Source organism: Streptomyces echinatus (assembly GCF_014203595.1).
GTDB lineage: Bacteria > Actinomycetota > Actinomycetes > Streptomycetales > Streptomycetaceae > Streptomyces > Streptomyces echinatus.
Genome location: NZ_JACHJK010000005.1, coordinates 504,992 through 520,702, shown reverse-complemented (window position 1 = coordinate 520,702; position 15,711 = coordinate 504,992). Strand labels below are relative to the sequence as shown.

Genomic DNA, 15,711 nt, shown 5'->3' with positions numbered 1-15,711 from the left:
CCCTCGGCCATGGCTCAGACGGTGTCGAGGACCGCGGGCCGCCGGGAGGCGATGACCTTCCTCGCCAGAGACTTCGGGCTGGTCAGGAAGCCCCATCCCCAGGACATGTGCATGGTGGCGAGGGCCACCGGGATCTGCAGCCGGGCCTTCGGGGGCAGCCCCCTGCCGGCCGGGACCGAGCCCGCGACGATCGCGGCCAGGTAGCCGCCGGGGATCAGGAGGGCCCACGGGGTCAGCGCCGCGCCGACGACCAGGCCGGCGGCTATCGCGCACACCGCCGTCGGCGGGGCGAGGTAGCGCAGGTTGATGGAGCCGGAGTGGTAGCGGGCGACGACGTGCCGCCAGCGGCCGTAGTCCTTGTACTGCTTGGCCAGCGCGCGCACGGACGGCCGCGGCCGGTACGACACCTTCAGCTCGGGCGAGAACCAGATGAGCCCGCCCGCCTCGCGGATACGGAAGTTCAGCTCCCAGTCCTGGGCGCGGATGAACTCCTCGTTGTAGCCGCCCTGCTGCTCCAGCGCCTCGCGGCGGAAGACGCCGAGGTAGACGGTCTCGGCGGGAGCGGCCTCGCCGCCGGTGTGGAAGGCCGCGTTGCCCACGCCGATCCTGGAGGTCATGGCGGCGGCGACCGCGTGCTCCCAGTCGTTCTCGCCCTCGGCGTGCATGATGCCGCCGACGTTCTGCGCGCCGGTCTCCTCCAGGAGGCGGACCGCGGTCTCGATGTAGTTCGGCGAGAGCATGCCGTGGCCGTCGACGCGGACCACGACCGGGTGCCGGGAGGCCTTGATCGCCGCGTTCAGCGCCGCGGGCGTACGGCCGGTCGGGTTGGGGACGGTGTGCACGCGCGGGTCTTCACGTACCAGCTCGGCGGCGATCTCGTCCGTGCGGTCCGTGGACGGACCGAGGGCGATCACGACCTCCATCTCGCCGGCGTACTCCTGCGCGAGGATCGCTTGGACGGCACCGCGCAGATGCCGCTCCTCGTTCAGGACGGGCATGATCACGGACACTGCGGGGAGCCGCACGTCGGGCTTGGCGTTCATAGGGGCCTCACGTTACCGCGAACGGGGGACACGGATGCGCGCCGCCGGGCCTGCGGCGCGGGCTGGAGATCGTATCGGCCTACTGTGCTTCCGGATCCCGCGTACGGCCTCGTCCGGAGGTGCATCCCTTGCCCAGCCCGCCCCGGTCCCCGGCGCCCCCGCGGCGCCGCCAGCAGCCGCCCCGCCGCGTACCGCACCCGCCCGAGCGGCCCGTGCGCTCCGTCCGGCCGCCACGGCGACCACGCTGGGCCATGCGGGCGGTCACCACCCTGTCGGTCGTGGTGCTCGCCTCCGCCGGGATCGGGCACGCGGTCGTCAGCAGCCTGGACGCGGGCATCGCCCGGATCGACGCCTTCAAGGACATGAAGAACCGGCCCCAGGCCGGCCACGGCATGAACGTCCTGCTGGTCGGCACGGACGGCCGGGACAAGGTCAGCGAGCAGGACCGGCGCACCTTCCGGCTGGGCGGACAGCCCTGCCACTGCACCGACACCATGATGATCGTGCACATCTCGGAGGACCGGGAGCGGGCCACCGTGGTGAGCCTGCCGCGCGACTCCTACGCCGAGATGCCCTCGCACATCGACCAGAACTCGGGGCAGCGGCACGGCCCGCACCCGGTCAAGCTCAACGCGGCCTACGCCGAGGGCGGCCCCCAGCTGACCATCCGCACGGTCGAGAACATGACCCATGTGAAGATCGACCACTATCTGGAGGTCGACTTCACCAGCTTCATGAAGACCGTGGACGTGCTCGGCGGGGTCAAGGTCTGCACGCCGACACCGCTGAAGGACCGGTACACCGGGCTCGACCTCGCGGCCGGCACGCACACCCTCCAGGGCGGGCAGGCCCTGCAGTACGTGCGCGCCCGGCACGTCGACGGCGCCAGCGACCTCGGCCGGATGAAGCGGCAGCAGGGTTTCCTGGCCGCGCTGATCGAGAAGGCGACCTCCTCCGGGGTCCTGCTCAACCCGATGCGGTTCCGGGACGTCACCCGGGCGGTGCTCGGCTCGGTCCGCGCCGACGCCGGGTTCGGTACGGACGAGCTGCTCGACCTCGGGCGCGCGATGCGGAGCTTCTCGCCGTCCGCCTCCGAGTTCACCACCGTGCCCATCGGGCAGCTGAACTACCAGGTCAAGGGCATCGGCTCGACCCTGCGGTGGGACCAGGCGAAGGCGGACCGGCTGTTCGGGGCGCTGCGTGACGACAAACCGCTCACCGCGGACCGCCCGCGCCGGGGCCGGGGTCCGGCTCCGGTGCCGGTGGAGGTGGCCCCGGACAGCATCCGGGTCCAGGTGGCGAACGGCACCGGCACGGTCGGGCTGGCCAAGCGGGTCGACGCGGCGCTCGCGGCGACCGGCTTCGCCACCACCCACCAGCCGGTGACCGCCCCCGCCCATGTGCCGCACACGGTGATCGCCTACGACCCCCGCTGGGACCGTTCCGCCCGCTCCCTGGCCGCGGCCCTGCCGGGCAGCGAGCTGCACCCGGCACCGGGCCAGGGGCCGCTGCTGAAGGTGACCGCCGGTGCCGACTTCAGGAATGTCCGCAAGGTGCGCTTCGACGACCCGGCCCAGCCGCAGCAGAGCGTGGTGCGCGGCAACGAGGTGACCTGCTGACCGCGCCCCCGCACGGCCCACGGGCACACCGCCGCCGGTCCGCCGCCGCCGTCGGTCCGGCTCGGCTGTAGTCGGTCCGACGTCGGGGGCCGGGGCGGCGCGGCGGTGCCGCGGGGGCGACGCAGGCGACGGGGGTGCGGGACCGCGGACGCGCGGGCCGGCGCTCCTTCGGGGCTCTCAGTCCTCGAAGCCTTCGGCCGCCCTCTTCTCGCGCAGCTCGCGGATCGCCCGGCGGCGGGCCAGGCGGTGGGTGCGGCGGATCTGCGCCTCCTGGCAGCGGCGCCGGTCGCGCTCGGTCTCCGGTATCACCGGCGGCACCCGGCGCGGCTTGCCGTCGGCGTCCACGGCCGCGAAGACCAGATAGGCCGAGCCGACCTGGGTGGGCGGGGCCGACTCGTTCCAGCGCTCGGCGAGGACGCGCACGCCGACCTCCATGGAGGTCCGGCCGGTCCAGTTCACCTGTGCCTTCACATGGACCAGGTCACCGACGCGGACCGGTTCCAGGAACGCCATCTCGTCCATGGAGGCGGTGACGGCGGGACCGCCGGAGTGCCGGCCGGCCACCGCGCCCGCCGCGTCGTCGACCAGCTTCATGATCACCCCGCCGTGCACCGTCCCCAGCAGGTTGGTGTCGTTGTGGGTCATGATGTGGCTGAGGGTGGTGCGCGAAGCGGACGTGAACTTGCCCGGGATGTCCGGTTCCACTTCCGTGGCCTGGTCTGTCATGGCCTCCACCTTATGCCGAGGGCTCATTCGCGGAATTTGTGTCGTCTTCGCAACAGCGCCGCCCTGATTTTCCGACAAGCCTTGTGGAGCACACCGCGCCTCCCGGCACACTGGGGCGCATGAATGACTGGCCCGAGGGATGGTCCGACAACAACCGCGGCCCGCGCTACGGACGCGGCAGTGCCGGCGCACAGCCGGAGGGGGCCCGCGTGATGCGTCAGGTGCAGCGCGGCCCGGCGGTACCGCCCGGACCGCGCTCGGCGTACGGCGACCCCGGCCCGGCGGCGCCGCCGCACGGGGCCGGCGTGCCGCAGCAGCCGTCGTACGTCGACGGCCGGGGACACGACGGCTACGGCGACTACGACAGCGGTTACAACACCGGCCAGGTCTACGGCAGCCCCGGCGGCCGGGGCCCGGACGACCCGACGGGCACGCCCGGCCGCGGCCCGCGCCCCGCGCCGAACTGGCGGCGCCGGATCAAGTGGACCGCGATCACCGTGGCGACCGTGCTGGTCGTCACATCGGTCGCGACCTACTTCTGGGCCGACTCCAAGCTGCGCCGCGAGGTGGACCTGTCCAAGGTCATCGACCGGCCGGAGGCGGGCGACGGCACGAACTACCTGATCGTCGGCTCGGACAGCCGTGAGGGCATGTCCAAGGACGACGAGAAGAAGCTGCACACCGGTGGCGCCCCGGGCAAGCGCACGGACTCGATGATGATCCTGCACGTGGGTGACAACGGCGACACGCTGATCTCGCTGCCGCGCGACTCGGACGTGGTGGTCCCGTCGTACCAGGGCTCGACGTCCGGGAAGGTCTACCCGGCGCAGGGCCGGCACGCGAAGCTGAACGCGACCTACGCCGAGGACGGGCCGACGCTGCTGGTCCGCGCGATCGAGTCCAACACCGGCCTGCACATCGACCACTACGTGGAGATCGGCTTCCAGGGCTTCGCGAACATCGTGGACGCGGTCGGCGGTGTGGACATCGACATCGACAAGGGCTTCAAGGACAAGTGGTCGGGCGCCGACTTCAAGTCCGGCAAGCAGACCCTGAACGGCCAGCAGGCCCTCGCCTTCGTCCGCACCCGGCACGCGTTCGCCGCGTCCGACCTGCAGCGCACCAAGAACCAGCAGAAGTTCCTGGCCGCGCTGGCCCACCAGGTGGCGACGCCGTCGACGCTCCTCAACCCGTTCAAGTTCTACCCGGTCATGGGCGCGGGCCTGGACTCGCTGATCGTCGACAAGGACATGTCCCTGTGGGACCTGGCCTCGATGTTCTGGGCGATGAAGGGCGTCAACAGCGGTGACGGCACCTCGATGAACATGCCGATCTCCGGCTCCACCGGCGGAAACCTCGTCTGGGACAAGACGAAGGTGAAAACCCTGGTGGACCAGCTGAACAACGACGAGAAGGTGACGGTCTCCGGCAACTGACACCGGCCGTCGCAGGAGGATCAAGGGCACCCGCGCGGGTGCCCTTGTCCGTTCCGGCCGGGGCAGGCTCACATGTTGGCGCCCGCCATCGCCCGACAGGTGTCCGCGCAGCGGCGACACGCCTCCGCGCAGCGCATCATCTGCTGGTCGTCCGGCATGGCCATACACGCCTCGGCGCACATGTCGCACACCTTGGCGCAGAGCGCGCACATCTCGGCGGACATGGGCGAGCGGCGCATCATCATGTCGGCGCACATGCGGGTCGTCTCGGAGCAGTCCATCAGCGCGCGCATGATCTGCATCTGCTGCTGGCCGCCCTTCTGCATGCAGGAGCTCATGGTCTCCTCGCACATGCTGTGGCAGCTCATGCAGGCTTCGATGCAGTCCTGCATCTGCTGGGTGAGGGCGGGCATCATCTGCGACTGGGTCATGGCTCCTCCTCGGAGGCGGGGGGCCCGGGACGGGCTCCGTGTGCTTCCGTCCTACGTCCCACCGCCCGCCCCCGCATGTGACCGACCGGTCGGGAGGTGCACCGGGACAGGTCACGCGGTTTCCCGTTCCGTCAACCATGACCGCTTGACCGGTACGCCCAGGCCTCGGGAGTATCGATCTCGATGCGGGGCACTGGCAGCGGCTTGGGAGAGGCGAACCCGGACCATGAAGGTCACCAAGCTGGTCAGCACGTGCGACATCAAGGACTGCCCGACGATCTACGCGACGGATCGCGGCACGCTCCTGGTACAGGGTGAGACGCCGACCGACCACGGGCTTCGGATTCCCGCGCACGAAACCCTGGTCGAGACGCCGGTGGAACTGATCCAGAAGGCCATCCGTGACAACCTCATCTAGGACTCTCGGCGACCTCTTCGACGCGTTCGAGCGCGAGGCATTCCGGCTGGAGACCCTGGACGACTACAGCAAATCCGGAAGCGTCGACGCCTACCAGGCATTCCTGGCCGGGGATCCACAGCCGGACGTCCATAACGCGGGATGGGTCGAAGAACTACGCTCGCACACGGCGTAGGGGAAGCGGGTATACCGGGTCCACATCCTCTCCCGTCCACTCACGGACTATCTCAGGTTCGAACTCGGCTGGGGGTACCGGAGGAACGCGACCGGGGGTGAAGAGTTCTTCATCCTCGACGTCACCGACAAACCCAACCCCTTGGCGGGAGTTCCGGACTTCTGGCTCTTCGACTCCGAATCCGCGGCCGTGATGAATTACGACGGAAGCGGGAAGTACGTGGGGTCGGAAGTTCTACCGCAGGAGAGAGCAGTGGAGTTCAGTCGGTACCGCGACGCGGCACTCGCGCACGCGGAGCCGTTCACCGAATGGTGGGCCAAGTACAAGGCGTGAACAGGGCACAGCTCGGAGCCGCGCTGCGGGCGCTGCGCGTGGCATCCGGCAAGGACGACGCCTGGGCCCTCGGTGACAGCAAGCAGCCGGAGGCGCAGCCGGCGCGGTTCACGACGGAGGAACTGGGCGCGGCCGGCATCGACCCGGCGCGCTTCGGCCTGAACGTCTGATCCCTTTCTACCGGCGGCCGGGCCGGATTCATCCCCGTCCTCGGGTCCGGCTCGGCCGGCTACTCTCGAAACGGGAACGACTGGTGCACCACCACGGCTACCTGTGGACCGGCCCGAAAGAGCGCTTCGACAACGAGGCTCTGCGGCGGCCCCCGCACCCTGAGCCGCCCCCGGCCGGGAGCAGGCCGGAGCTGATCCAGCGCCACCGGGAAGTGGCGGCCGAATTCCGGACCGTTGACCTCCCCCCGTTGGAGACGGCGTTCTGGCTGCTCAAGCCCGGCTCTCTGATCTGCGACACGTGGGATGAGGCTGAGGAAGCGGCGGCCTGGATCGGGACCCGCTTGGCCGCGTACGTGCACCGGTTCGCTGCCGAGAGGGACCGTGACACCACCCGTCTGGCCCGGCTGGTCGACTCCGCTGCCGAGCGGCTCGGGTCTGGGTCTGATGTGTCGTTCGGCTTCTACCTCGAACGACCCTCATCCTTGGTGGTGTTGCGGCGGCTAGCGCCATCCGTCCTCCAAGAAACCAGAAAGCCCCCGAAGACCCTCGGGGGCTCATGCGTATGAAGTGCTAGGTAGTTCAGCCGCCTTGGCTACCTGCTTCAGTCATTTCCTCAAGTATGGCTTTGACCTTGTCCGTCAACTCTCCACCCGCCTTACCGGCAACTGTGGTCAGGAAGCCGTCCCTTCTCGCCCGCTTCAGGTGATCCTTCACCGTCTCAGGTCGGCGGCCGATGAGCCGGGCCAGCCATGGAATGGGCGCAGGAGCCCCAAAATCCGCCATGACGGTGTACGTGGCTACAAGCAAGGTCAAGTACCGCTCTGAGACGCCCTCGCCCTCCAGGGCGAGCCCCGCCGCCTCTCCCATCTCATTCACCTTCCCTGACAGTTCCTCCAACGTCCGCTGAGCTTCGGGAGCCTGCTTGGCCAATTCCAACGCGGCGACCACGTCGAGCCTCCGCAGGACAGTGGTCGAGATGCCCCGCGCCACCTCACGAGCAGGGGCATCTTCGGCCGGCTCGATGGTGATCCGCTGCGGCCCTCCGCTGATCGGCCCTACGGGCCACCACATGTGGACCACCCAGGCGCCTTGCTTCTGAGTGATCTCGAACCCGCTGCCATCCGCTTCCATATCACTCAAGTTAGCACACCCAGGGTGTTCCACCCTGTGTTGACAACCCAGGGTGGTCAGTGCGCAAACTTGAAACGCCGGGGAGTGACCGGCGCGACGGCGGGGCGGGCCCGTACGTCGGAAGCAGCAGGAGGGGGCCGCTTCAGTGGCAAGGGCATGGGTCGCGCGGTCAAAGGACGACCCGAAGAAGTGGACGACGTTCTGGTACGACCCGGACGGCAAGCAGCGACAGAAGACGTTCGAGACCAAGAAGCGGGCTGACGACCAGCGCAAGCGCAAGGAGCAGGAACTCGACGCCGGCACCTACCTGGACGACCGCTTGGGCAAGCAGCCCGTGACGGCCGTGTGGGAGCAGTGGACCAATCAAAGGAAGCTGGAGAACAGCACCAAGAAGCAGTACCGGTCCATCCTCAACACGACCATTGAGCCGTTCTTCAAGGCCCGTTCCATCGTGTCCCTGAAGGTCGCAGACGTTGAGCAGTGGCTCTTGTGGATGGAGCAGGACCGGAAGCTTTCCGCCCGCACACGCCGTCAGCGGTTCTCGTTCTTCTCCGGGATGATGGACTGGGCTGTCGTCAACGAGATCATCGGCCGGAACCCGTGCAAGAAGGTCAAGGGCGCGGGCAGCCGCGCCAAGGAGATCCGGGAGCAGAAGAGCACCGCAAGGCGACTCACGACGAGGGAAGTTCTGGCGATGCTGGATGCCGCTCCTCCGCGATACCGCGCGATGCTGTGGCTCATGGCCGGGTGCGGCCTGCGGCTGGGTGAGGCCATGGCGGTGTCCCGCGATCAGATCGACTTCAAGGCCGAGACGCTTCGGGTCGACTTCCAGATTGCGGAGGACGGGGACACCGAGTCGGGGAAGAACAGCGCGATCCAGCGTCGGCACATCAAGGCTCGTGACGAAGGCGAGCCAGGGCGTACCGTCCCCCTCCCGCCGAACGTCGCCTTCGAGCTTCGGCGGCACATCAAGAACCAAGGCGTATGGGGGCCTGAGCGGCTTCTCTTCCCCAACGTGACGCGGACTGGCTACCTCTACGCGTCGTACTTCTACCCGAAGATCTGGATGGAGGCTCTGGGCAAGGGACAGGTGAAGTACTGCAAGGCGCACTCACTCCGGCACTACTACGGGTCGCGGCTGCTGTACGCCGGAGTCCCCGAGAACGATGTGGCCGACTGGATGGGCCACAGCAGTACGGACGTGCTGAGGGAGCACTACCACTACATCTTCGAAGGGGCCGAGCAGCGCGGTCGGACCGCCATCGCGACGATGTTGACGCCCGGCGCCGACGACCCGACCGAGGCATCAGAGGTCGCCTGATACGCGTACGACAACAGCCCCCGGCGTCGCGCCGGGGGCTGTGTTGTTTGTGGAGGTCAGTGGCTGTTTGCAGTCCGGCTTCCGCCCAGGATTCCCCCAGCATGACGCCCAGGAACGGCCCTGATCGGGCCGCAACGGGCAGAAAGCCGAGCAGGTCCCTCCGGACGTTCGAAACAGCTTCTGACCTGCAAAAACCCTGCTAGGGGAGGTTCCTCGCCATCACGATCCGCTGAACTTGGTTCGTGCCCTCATAAATCTGGGTGATCTTGGCGTCGCGCATCATGCGCTCCACCGGGTAGTCGCGGGTGTAGCCGTAGCCGCCGAGCAACTGGACGGCGTCGGTGGTGACCTCCATGGCGACGTCCGAGGCGAAGCACTTGGCGGCCGCGCCCTGGAAGGTGAGGTCGCTGTCGCCGCGCTCGGAGGCGGCCGCGGCCTGGTAGGTCAGGGCGCGGGCGGCGGCGATCTTCATGGCCATGTCGGCGAGCATGAACTGGATGCCCTGGAAGTCGGCGATCGGCTTGCCGAACTGCTTGCGCTCCTGGACGTAGCCCTTGGCGTAGTCGAGGGCGCCCTGGGCGACACCGAGCGCCTGCGCGGCGATGGTGATGCGGGTGTGGTCGAGGGTCTTCATCGCCGTGGCGAAGCCGGTGCCCTCCTCGCCGATCATGCGGTCGGCGGGGATGCGGACGTTGTCGAAGTAGACCTCGCGGGTCGGGGAGCCCTTGATGCCGAGCTTCTTCTCCGGGGCGCCGAAGGAGACGCCCTCGTCGGACTTCTCGACGACGAAGGCGGAGATGCCCTTGGAGCGCTTGGAGGGGTCGGTGACGGCCATCACCGTGTAGTACTCGGAGACGCCCGCGTTGGTGATCCAGCGCTTCACGCCGTTGAGGATCCAGTGGTCGCCGTCGCGGACGGCCTTGGTCTTCATGCCGGCCGCGTCGGAGCCCGCCTCCGGCTCGGAGAGGCAGTACGAGAACATGCCGTCACCCTTGGCCAGCGGGCCCAGGTACTTCTTCTTCAGCTCCTCGGAGCCGGAGAGGATCACCGGGAGCGAGCCGAGCTTGTTCACGGCGGGGATGAGGGAGGAGGAGACGCAAGCGCGGGCCACCTCCTCGATCACGATGACGGTGGCGAGCGCGTCGGCGCCGGCGCCGCCGTACTCCTCGGGGACGTGCACGGCGTGCAGGTCGTTGGCTACGAGGGCGTCGAGGGCCTCCTGGGGGAAGCGGGCCTCCTCGTCCACCGCCGCGGCGAACGGCGCGATCTTCGCCTCGACCAGGGAACGGACGGCGTCCCGGAGCATGTCGTGCTCCTCGGACGGGCGGTACAGGTCGAAGTCAGCCGATCCGGCCACGGTCTCTCACGCTCCAAAGACGCAGTGATACTGACGCTAATTACCGTTAAGTAACTCAAATTTTAGAGGGCGGCTCGCGGCGCGCCTACGTGAGCTACGCGACAGCGGGGAAATTGCCCGGTGGGAGGCCCGACTATGCTCGGCTCCGCATCACCGACGTACCCGATCTGGAGCGCACCCATGAGCCTGAAGATCACCGTGATCGGCACCGGCTATCTCGGCGCCACGCACGCCGCGGCCCTCGCCGAGCTGGGCTTCGAGGTGCTGGGCCTGGACGTCGTGCCCGAGAAGATCGCCATGCTGGAGCGCGGCGAGACCCCGATGTACGAGCCGGGCCTGGAGGAGCTGCTGCGCAGGCACGTGGCCGGGATCGAGGGCTCCACCGGGCGGCTGCGGTTCACCACGGACTGGGCCGAGGTCGGCGCCTTCGGCGATGTGCACTTCGTGTGCGTGAACACCCCCCAGAAGCACGGCGAGTACGCCTGCGACATGTCGTACGTCGACGCCGCCATCGCCTCTCTCGCCCCGCATCTGCACGGTCCGGCCCTGGTGGTCGGCAAGTCGACCGTGCCGGTGGGCTCCGCCGACCGGCTGGCCGCCTACCTCGCCGAGCACGCGCCGGCGGGCGCCGACGCCGAGCTGGCCTGGAACCCGGAGTTCCTGCGCGAGGGCTACGCCGTGCGGGACACCCTGCACCCGGACCGGATCGTGGTCGGAGTGCGCAGCGAGCGGGCGGAGAAGCTGCTGCGCGAGGTGTACGCGACGCCGACGGAGGAGGGTGCCCCGTTCGTCGTCACGGACTTCCCGACGGCCGAGCTGGTGAAGACGGCCGCGAACTCCTTCCTCGCGACGAAGATCTCCTTCATCAACGCCATGGCGGAGGTGTGCGAGGCCGCCGGCGGTGACGTGGCGAAGCTCGCGGAGGCCATCGGGCACGACGACCGGATCGGCCGCAAGTTCCTGCGTGCCGGGATCGGCTTCGGGGGCGGCTGTCTGCCCAAGGACATCCGGGCGTTCATGGCCCGCGCGGGTGAGCTGGGCGCCGACCAGGCGCTGACCTTCCTGCGTGAGATCGACTCGATCAACATGCGCCGGCGGGGCCAGATGGTGGAGATGACCCGGGAGGCGCTCGGCGGCGGGTCGTTCCTCGGCAAGCGGGTGGCGGTGCTCGGCGCCACCTTCAAGCCGGACTCGGACGACGTCCGTGACTCGCCCGCGCTGAACGTGGCCGGCCAGATCCACCTCCAGGGCGGTCAGGTGACCGTGTACGACCCGAAGGGCATGGACAATGCCCGCAAGGTCTTCCCGACCCTGGGCTACGCCGACTCCGCGGAGGCGGCCGTCCGGGGCGCCGACGTCGTGCTGCACCTGACCGAGTGGCAGGAGTTCCGCGAGCTGGACCCGGCGGCGCTCGGCGAGGCCGCCGCGGCCCGGCTGCTGCTGGACGGCCGCAACGCCCTGGACTCGGAGCTGTGGCGGCGGGCCGGCTGGACGTACCGCGCGATGGGCCGGCCGACCGCCTGACGACACGCGAGAGGTGACGCCGGTTCGGCCGAGGCTCAGTCGGCCGAACCGGCGTCTTCCCGCATTCTGCCCCACGGGACACATACGTGGCCGCTGAACGTCGTGCGGTTCACTGCTCCTTCGCCCGGTACCGGCGCATCTTCGCGCGGGCCCCGCACACCTGCATCGAGCACCAGCGCCCGCGGCCGGCGGGGCTGCGGTCGTAGTACGCCCAGTGGCAGGTCTCGGCCTGGCACGCCTTGAGCCTGGTCCAGGTGCCGGCGACCAGCGCCTCGGCGACCGCTGCGGCGATCCGGGAGGGCAGCGGGCCCGTGTCGGCGGCGGCGAGGCGGGCCGAGCCGTCGTGGTCGTCGACGGTGACGTACAGGGGTGCCCGTGCCAGCAGCGTGCCCAGCGGGGTCACGGTGCGGTGCGGCGGATGGCCGGCGTGGGCGAGCAGTGCGGCCCGCAGCGCCTCGCGCAGTTCCCGGGCCTCGGCGAGCCCCGCCTCCGTGACGCCGAGGCGGTCGCGGCCCTCCGGTGTGTCCAGCAGGTCGGCGCCCGTCTCGATGTCCAGGGTGTTCACCAGCGACTCGACCAGGGCCAGGCCGCCCGGAGCTGCCGATCTCTCGCTCATGCTTGCGACGTTACCTCTTGTGCGCGAGCATGCAGTAACCGTTACCGGTAACTCATGTCTATAGGTAACACCAGGAGGTAGTCATGGCTCTTGCCAAGCTCGACGTCGTGGTGCTGGACTGTCCCGATCCCCGTGCGCTGGCCGGCTTCTACGCCGCCGTGCTGGGCGGCACGGTGGAGGGGGACGGGGACTGGGTGGATCTGAAGGTGCCCGGCGGGCCGTCCCTGGCCTTCCAGCGGGCGTCCGGGTTCGTGCCGCCCGAGTGGCCCGCTGCGGACCGCTCCCAGCAGTTCCACCTGGACCTGGCGGTGGAGGACCTGGACACGGCCGAGAAGGGGGTGCTGGAGCTGGGCGCCCGGCCGCTGGACACCGAGGACCGGTCCCGGACCTTCCGTGTCTACGCCGACCCCGCTGGGCACCCGTTCTGTCTCTGCGCCTGCTGAACGAGAAGCTGAAACGAGAACAGGAGACACACCATGGCGTCCGTGGCCCGATTCCGTTCCGTCGTGCTCGACTGTCCCGACCCGCACGCACTGGCCGCCTTCTACGCGGCGGTGGCCGGGGGCACCCCGCGGGCCGAGGACGACGACTGGGTGGTCCTGCAGGTCCCGGACGGGCCGCGGCTGGCGTTCCAGCGGGCCGAGGGGCACACCCCGCCGGAGTGGCCGCGCGCGGACCACAACGGCCAGCAGTTCCATCTCGACTTCGACGCCGGCCCGGCCTGGGCGGATGTCGACGCGGCGCACGAACGGGTGCTCGCGCTCGGCGCCCGTCCGCTGGACCTGGAGGACCGGGAGAAGAAGGACTTCCAGGTGTACGCCGACCCGGCCGGGCACCCCTTCTGCCTGTGCCGGATCGAGCCGTGACGCCTTCATAGGCCGCGTCCGGGCCGCCTCCGGGGAGCCCGGTCGCCGCTAGGGAGTGCCCAGGTCGCCGATCCGGGCCGTCGACGTGTCCCGGCGGTGCTGTGCGGCGCGGGCCGTGAAGTCCGCGCTGCGCAGCACCCGCTGCACATTGCCCCAGGTCAGCAGGGACAGCTCGGTCCCGGACCAGCCGCGCCGCAGCAGCTCGGCGATCAGGTGCGGATAGCGGGAGGCGTCGGCGAGGTCACGGGGGTGGACGACCCCGGAGTCGTAGGTGCCGGACAGGCCGACGCACTCGGGGCCGGCCACGTCACGGACATGGTCGAGATGGTCGGCGACGTCCGGGACGGTCGGGCCGGTCTGCTCGGCGGTCAGCGGCACCATGCACAGGCCCTTGGCCTCGCCCAGGGCGACGAGCAGTTCGTCGGGCAGGTTGGCCGGGTGCGGGCGCAGGGCCCGGGCGGCCGAGCGGGAGCACAGCACCGGGGTCTTGGACAGGGCGAGGGTCCGCTCGGCGGTGGCCGGGGAGGCGCCGGAGACATCGGCGAGCACCCCGAGCCGGTTCATCTCGCGCACGACCTCCTCCCCGAACCGGGTCAGCCCGGACGCGCCCGCCCAGACCGTGCCCGCGAGGGTGAGGACGCGCAGACCGAGGTCCCGCAGGATGCGCAGGATGCCGAGGGAGTCCGCCACCACGGCGCCGGGCGCGGGCCCCAGCACCACGGCGACCCGGCCGCAGTTGCGGGCGTCGATGATCTGACCGGCGGTGCGCACCAGCCGCAGCCCCTCCGGGTGCGCCTCGATGACCGTGCGCACCAGGTCCAGCTGCTCGAGCGCCGCCTCCACCGGGCTTTCGCCGCCCCGCCCCTCGGGCAGGTGCAGCGACCAGAACAGCGCGCCGACATGCCCCTCGCGCAGCCGGGGGACGTCCGTGTCGACGGCGGCCTCGCCCAGCTGCAGGTCGTACCAGGACAGGTGGCGCAGGGCCCAGGGCAGACCGCTGTAACCGTCGGCGACGGGGTGCTCCGCGAGCAGGGTGTGCGCCTGCGCCAGCAGTTCGGCGTCCGGCTGCTCCGGACGGGGACGCCCGGGTTCGAGCGGCACCGCGACGGCGGGCGGGGCGTCCGGCAGGATGTCGTCCTCGCCGACCTCGGTCGTGGTGGGGATGTCGTCCTGCAGGTCGGCCATGGCGGGGCTCCGTACGTCGTCCTGGGCTACGTCGGTCGTGAGCGGCGGCGTGCTGTGGCTGGCGTACGGACACGCTCGCACGGAGCGGGCGGAACCTCCTGGTGGGTGGGGCGTTCGGGGGTACGCACGGCGGGGGCGGCCGGCCGCGCCGCCCGCCCCCGCCGCGGGGATCAGCCCCTCGTGCCGTCCAGCGACTCGATGGTGGCGAGGGACGGGGCCCGCGTGGCCCGCAGGTCCCGGGCCACGTCCTCCGCCGCGCCCAGCACGCGCACCGCGTTCTGCCAGGTCAGCTTGGCCAGGTCGGCCTTGGACCAGCCGCGGTCCAGCAGCTCGGCGAGGAGGTTCGGGTAACCGGAGACGTCGTTGAGGCCGTCCGGGGTGAACGCGGTGCCGTCGTAGTCGCCGCCTATGCCCAGGTGGTCGATGCCGGCCACCTCGCGCATGTGGTCCAGGTGGTCGGCCACCGTCGACACCGTGGCGACCGGGCGCGGGCTGCGCTCCTCGAAGGCCCGGTGGATCTTCATGGCCTCGGGGCTGGTGTCCAGGTGGTGCAGGCCGTGGGCGCGCATGTTCTCGTCCGCCGCCGCGGTCCACTCCACCGCCGCCTGGAGCACGAACTTCGGCACGAAGGTCACCATCGCCACACCGCCGTTGGCGGGCAGCCGCTCCAGGACGTCGTCGGGGACGTTGCGCGGGTGGTCGCACACCGCACGCGCGGAGGAGTGGGAGAAGATCACCGGGGCGGAGGCGGCGTCCAGCGCGTCCCGCATCGTCGTCGCCGCCACGTGCGAGAGGTCGACGAGCATGCCGAGGCGGTTCATCTCCCGGACGACCTCGCGGCCGAACGCGGACAGGCCGCCCGTGTTCGGCTCGTCGGTCGCGGAGTCGGCCCAGTCCACGTTGGAGTTGTGGGTGAGCGTCATGTAGCGCACGCCGAGCGCGTACAGGCCGCGCAGGGTGCCCAGCGAGTTGGCGATGGAGTGGCCGCCCTCGGCCCCCATCAGCGAGGCGACACGGCCGTCCCGGCGCGCCGCCTCCATGTCCGCGGCGGTCAGCGCGGGCGCCAGACGGGCCGGATAGCGGTCCAGCATCCGCCGGACGCAGTCGATCTGCTCCAGCGTGGCCGCGACCGGCTCCGGCTGCTCGGCGGGGACGTACACCGACCAGTACTGGGCGCCTACCCCGCCCTCGCGCAGCCGCGGCAGGTCGGTGTGCAGGTGCTCACGCTGGTCGCCGGCGATGTCCAGGGCGTCCAGGTCGTAGCCGGCGTGCTTGCGCAGCGCCCAGGGCAGGTCGTTGTGCCCGTCGACCACGGGGAACTCGCGCAGCAGCGCGCGTGCTTCGTCCAGCGCGGCCACTG

At 70.3% G+C, this 15,711-nt stretch carries 17 protein-coding genes and 1 pseudogene; 10 read left to right on the top strand and 8 right to left on the bottom strand.

Features of this window, described 5'->3' with window-relative positions:
- Positions 1-14: 14 nt before the first annotated feature.
- Positions 15-1,043, bottom strand: a complete 1,029-nt coding sequence (locus FHS34_RS17635; protein ID WP_184966265.1) for a glycosyltransferase family 2 protein — start codon at positions 1,041-1,043, stop codon at positions 15-17.
- 128 nt (positions 1,044-1,171) lie between these two features.
- On the opposite strand from FHS34_RS17635, the gene FHS34_RS17630 reads away from it, so the two are divergent.
- Positions 1,172-2,662, top strand: a complete 1,491-nt coding sequence (locus FHS34_RS17630) for an LCP family protein (protein WP_443732462.1) — start codon at positions 1,172-1,174, stop codon at positions 2,660-2,662.
- A gap of 177 nt (positions 2,663-2,839) precedes the next feature.
- Here the strand turns inward: FHS34_RS17630 and FHS34_RS17625 are convergent, their stop codons facing one another.
- Positions 2,840-3,415: an acyl-CoA thioesterase gene (locus FHS34_RS17625; protein WP_184966261.1), complete on the bottom strand. Its 576-nt coding sequence runs from the start codon at positions 3,413-3,415 to the stop codon at positions 2,840-2,842.
- A gap of 92 nt (positions 3,416-3,507) precedes the next feature.
- Between FHS34_RS17625 and FHS34_RS17620 the strand changes: the two genes are divergently transcribed.
- Positions 3,508-4,824, top strand: a complete 1,317-nt coding sequence (locus tag FHS34_RS17620) for an LCP family protein (RefSeq protein WP_184966259.1) — start codon at positions 3,508-3,510, stop codon at positions 4,822-4,824.
- Between the two features lie 68 nt (positions 4,825-4,892).
- Here FHS34_RS17620 and FHS34_RS17615 read toward each other — a convergent pair whose 3' ends face one another.
- On the bottom strand, positions 4,893-5,255 hold the full coding sequence (locus FHS34_RS17615) for a four-helix bundle copper-binding protein (RefSeq protein ID WP_184966257.1): 363 nt from the start codon (positions 5,253-5,255) through the stop codon (positions 4,893-4,895).
- A gap of 226 nt (positions 5,256-5,481) precedes the next feature.
- Between FHS34_RS17615 and FHS34_RS17610 the strand changes: the two genes are divergently transcribed.
- From FHS34_RS17610 to FHS34_RS17595, 4 genes and pseudogenes are all read left to right on the top strand, one after another.
- The gene (locus FHS34_RS17610; protein ID WP_184966255.1) at positions 5,482-5,673 is read left to right on the top strand and encodes a hypothetical protein; all 192 of its coding nucleotides are present in this window, start codon (positions 5,482-5,484) and stop codon (positions 5,671-5,673) included.
- Positions 5,657-6,181: pseudogene (locus FHS34_RS17605) on the top strand (DUF6879 family protein). The gene FHS34_RS17610 and the pseudogene FHS34_RS17605 overlap by 17 nt, the downstream one beginning before the upstream one ends.
- The gene (locus tag FHS34_RS17600; RefSeq protein ID WP_225817504.1) at positions 6,178-6,351 is read left to right on the top strand and encodes a hypothetical protein; all 174 of its coding nucleotides are present in this window, start codon (positions 6,178-6,180) and stop codon (positions 6,349-6,351) included. The pseudogene FHS34_RS17605 and the gene FHS34_RS17600 overlap by 4 nt, the downstream one beginning before the upstream one ends.
- 83 nt (positions 6,352-6,434) lie before the next feature.
- A complete protein-coding gene (locus FHS34_RS17595; RefSeq protein ID WP_184966253.1) occupies positions 6,435-6,917 on the top strand; it encodes a hypothetical protein in 483 nt (160 codons plus the stop codon).
- Between the two features lie 13 nt (positions 6,918-6,930).
- Here the strand turns inward: FHS34_RS17595 and FHS34_RS17590 are convergent, their stop codons facing one another.
- Complete coding sequence (locus tag FHS34_RS17590) at positions 6,931-7,482, bottom strand: hypothetical protein (protein ID WP_184966251.1); 552 nt, start codon at positions 7,480-7,482, stop codon at positions 6,931-6,933.
- Positions 7,483-7,627: 145 nt separating this feature from the next.
- Here FHS34_RS17590 and FHS34_RS17585 point away from each other — a divergent pair, with 145 nt between their 5' ends.
- A complete protein-coding gene (locus tag FHS34_RS17585) occupies positions 7,628-8,803 on the top strand; it encodes a tyrosine-type recombinase/integrase (RefSeq protein WP_184966250.1) in 1,176 nt (391 codons plus the stop codon).
- Positions 8,804-9,002: 199 nt separating this feature from the next.
- On the opposite strand, the gene FHS34_RS17580 is transcribed toward FHS34_RS17585, so the two are convergent.
- Positions 9,003-10,160 (bottom strand): acyl-CoA dehydrogenase, encoded by a 1,158-nt coding sequence (locus FHS34_RS17580; RefSeq protein WP_184966248.1) that lies wholly within the window; start codon positions 10,158-10,160, stop codon positions 9,003-9,005.
- Between the two features lie 180 nt (positions 10,161-10,340).
- Here FHS34_RS17580 and FHS34_RS17575 point away from each other — a divergent pair, with 180 nt between their 5' ends.
- On the top strand, positions 10,341-11,684 hold the full coding sequence (locus tag FHS34_RS17575; protein ID WP_184966246.1) for a UDP-glucose dehydrogenase family protein: 1,344 nt from the start codon (positions 10,341-10,343) through the stop codon (positions 11,682-11,684).
- 109 nt (positions 11,685-11,793) lie between these two features.
- Here the strand turns inward: FHS34_RS17575 and FHS34_RS17570 are convergent, their stop codons facing one another.
- The gene (locus tag FHS34_RS17570; RefSeq protein ID WP_184966244.1) at positions 11,794-12,300 is read right to left on the bottom strand and encodes a CGNR zinc finger domain-containing protein; all 507 of its coding nucleotides are present in this window, start codon (positions 12,298-12,300) and stop codon (positions 11,794-11,796) included.
- Between the two features lie 83 nt (positions 12,301-12,383).
- On the opposite strand from FHS34_RS17570, the gene FHS34_RS17565 reads away from it, so the two are divergent.
- On the top strand, positions 12,384-12,743 hold the full coding sequence (locus tag FHS34_RS17565) for a VOC family protein (RefSeq protein ID WP_184966242.1): 360 nt from the start codon (positions 12,384-12,386) through the stop codon (positions 12,741-12,743).
- A 33-nt stretch (positions 12,744-12,776) separates the two neighbouring features.
- Complete coding sequence (locus tag FHS34_RS17560; RefSeq protein WP_184966240.1) at positions 12,777-13,166, top strand: VOC family protein; 390 nt, start codon at positions 12,777-12,779, stop codon at positions 13,164-13,166.
- Positions 13,167-13,214: 48 nt separating this feature from the next.
- On the opposite strand, the gene FHS34_RS17555 is transcribed toward FHS34_RS17560, so the two are convergent.
- Together FHS34_RS17555 and FHS34_RS17550 are read right to left on the bottom strand one after the other, a co-directional pair.
- The gene (locus FHS34_RS17555) at positions 13,215-14,351 is read right to left on the bottom strand and encodes a dipeptidase (protein WP_184966238.1); all 1,137 of its coding nucleotides are present in this window, start codon (positions 14,349-14,351) and stop codon (positions 13,215-13,217) included.
- A 170-nt stretch (positions 14,352-14,521) separates the two neighbouring features.
- Positions 14,522-15,709: a dipeptidase gene (locus FHS34_RS17550; RefSeq protein WP_372478577.1), complete on the bottom strand. Its 1,188-nt coding sequence runs from the start codon at positions 15,707-15,709 to the stop codon at positions 14,522-14,524.
- Positions 15,710-15,711: the final 2 nt, after the last annotated feature.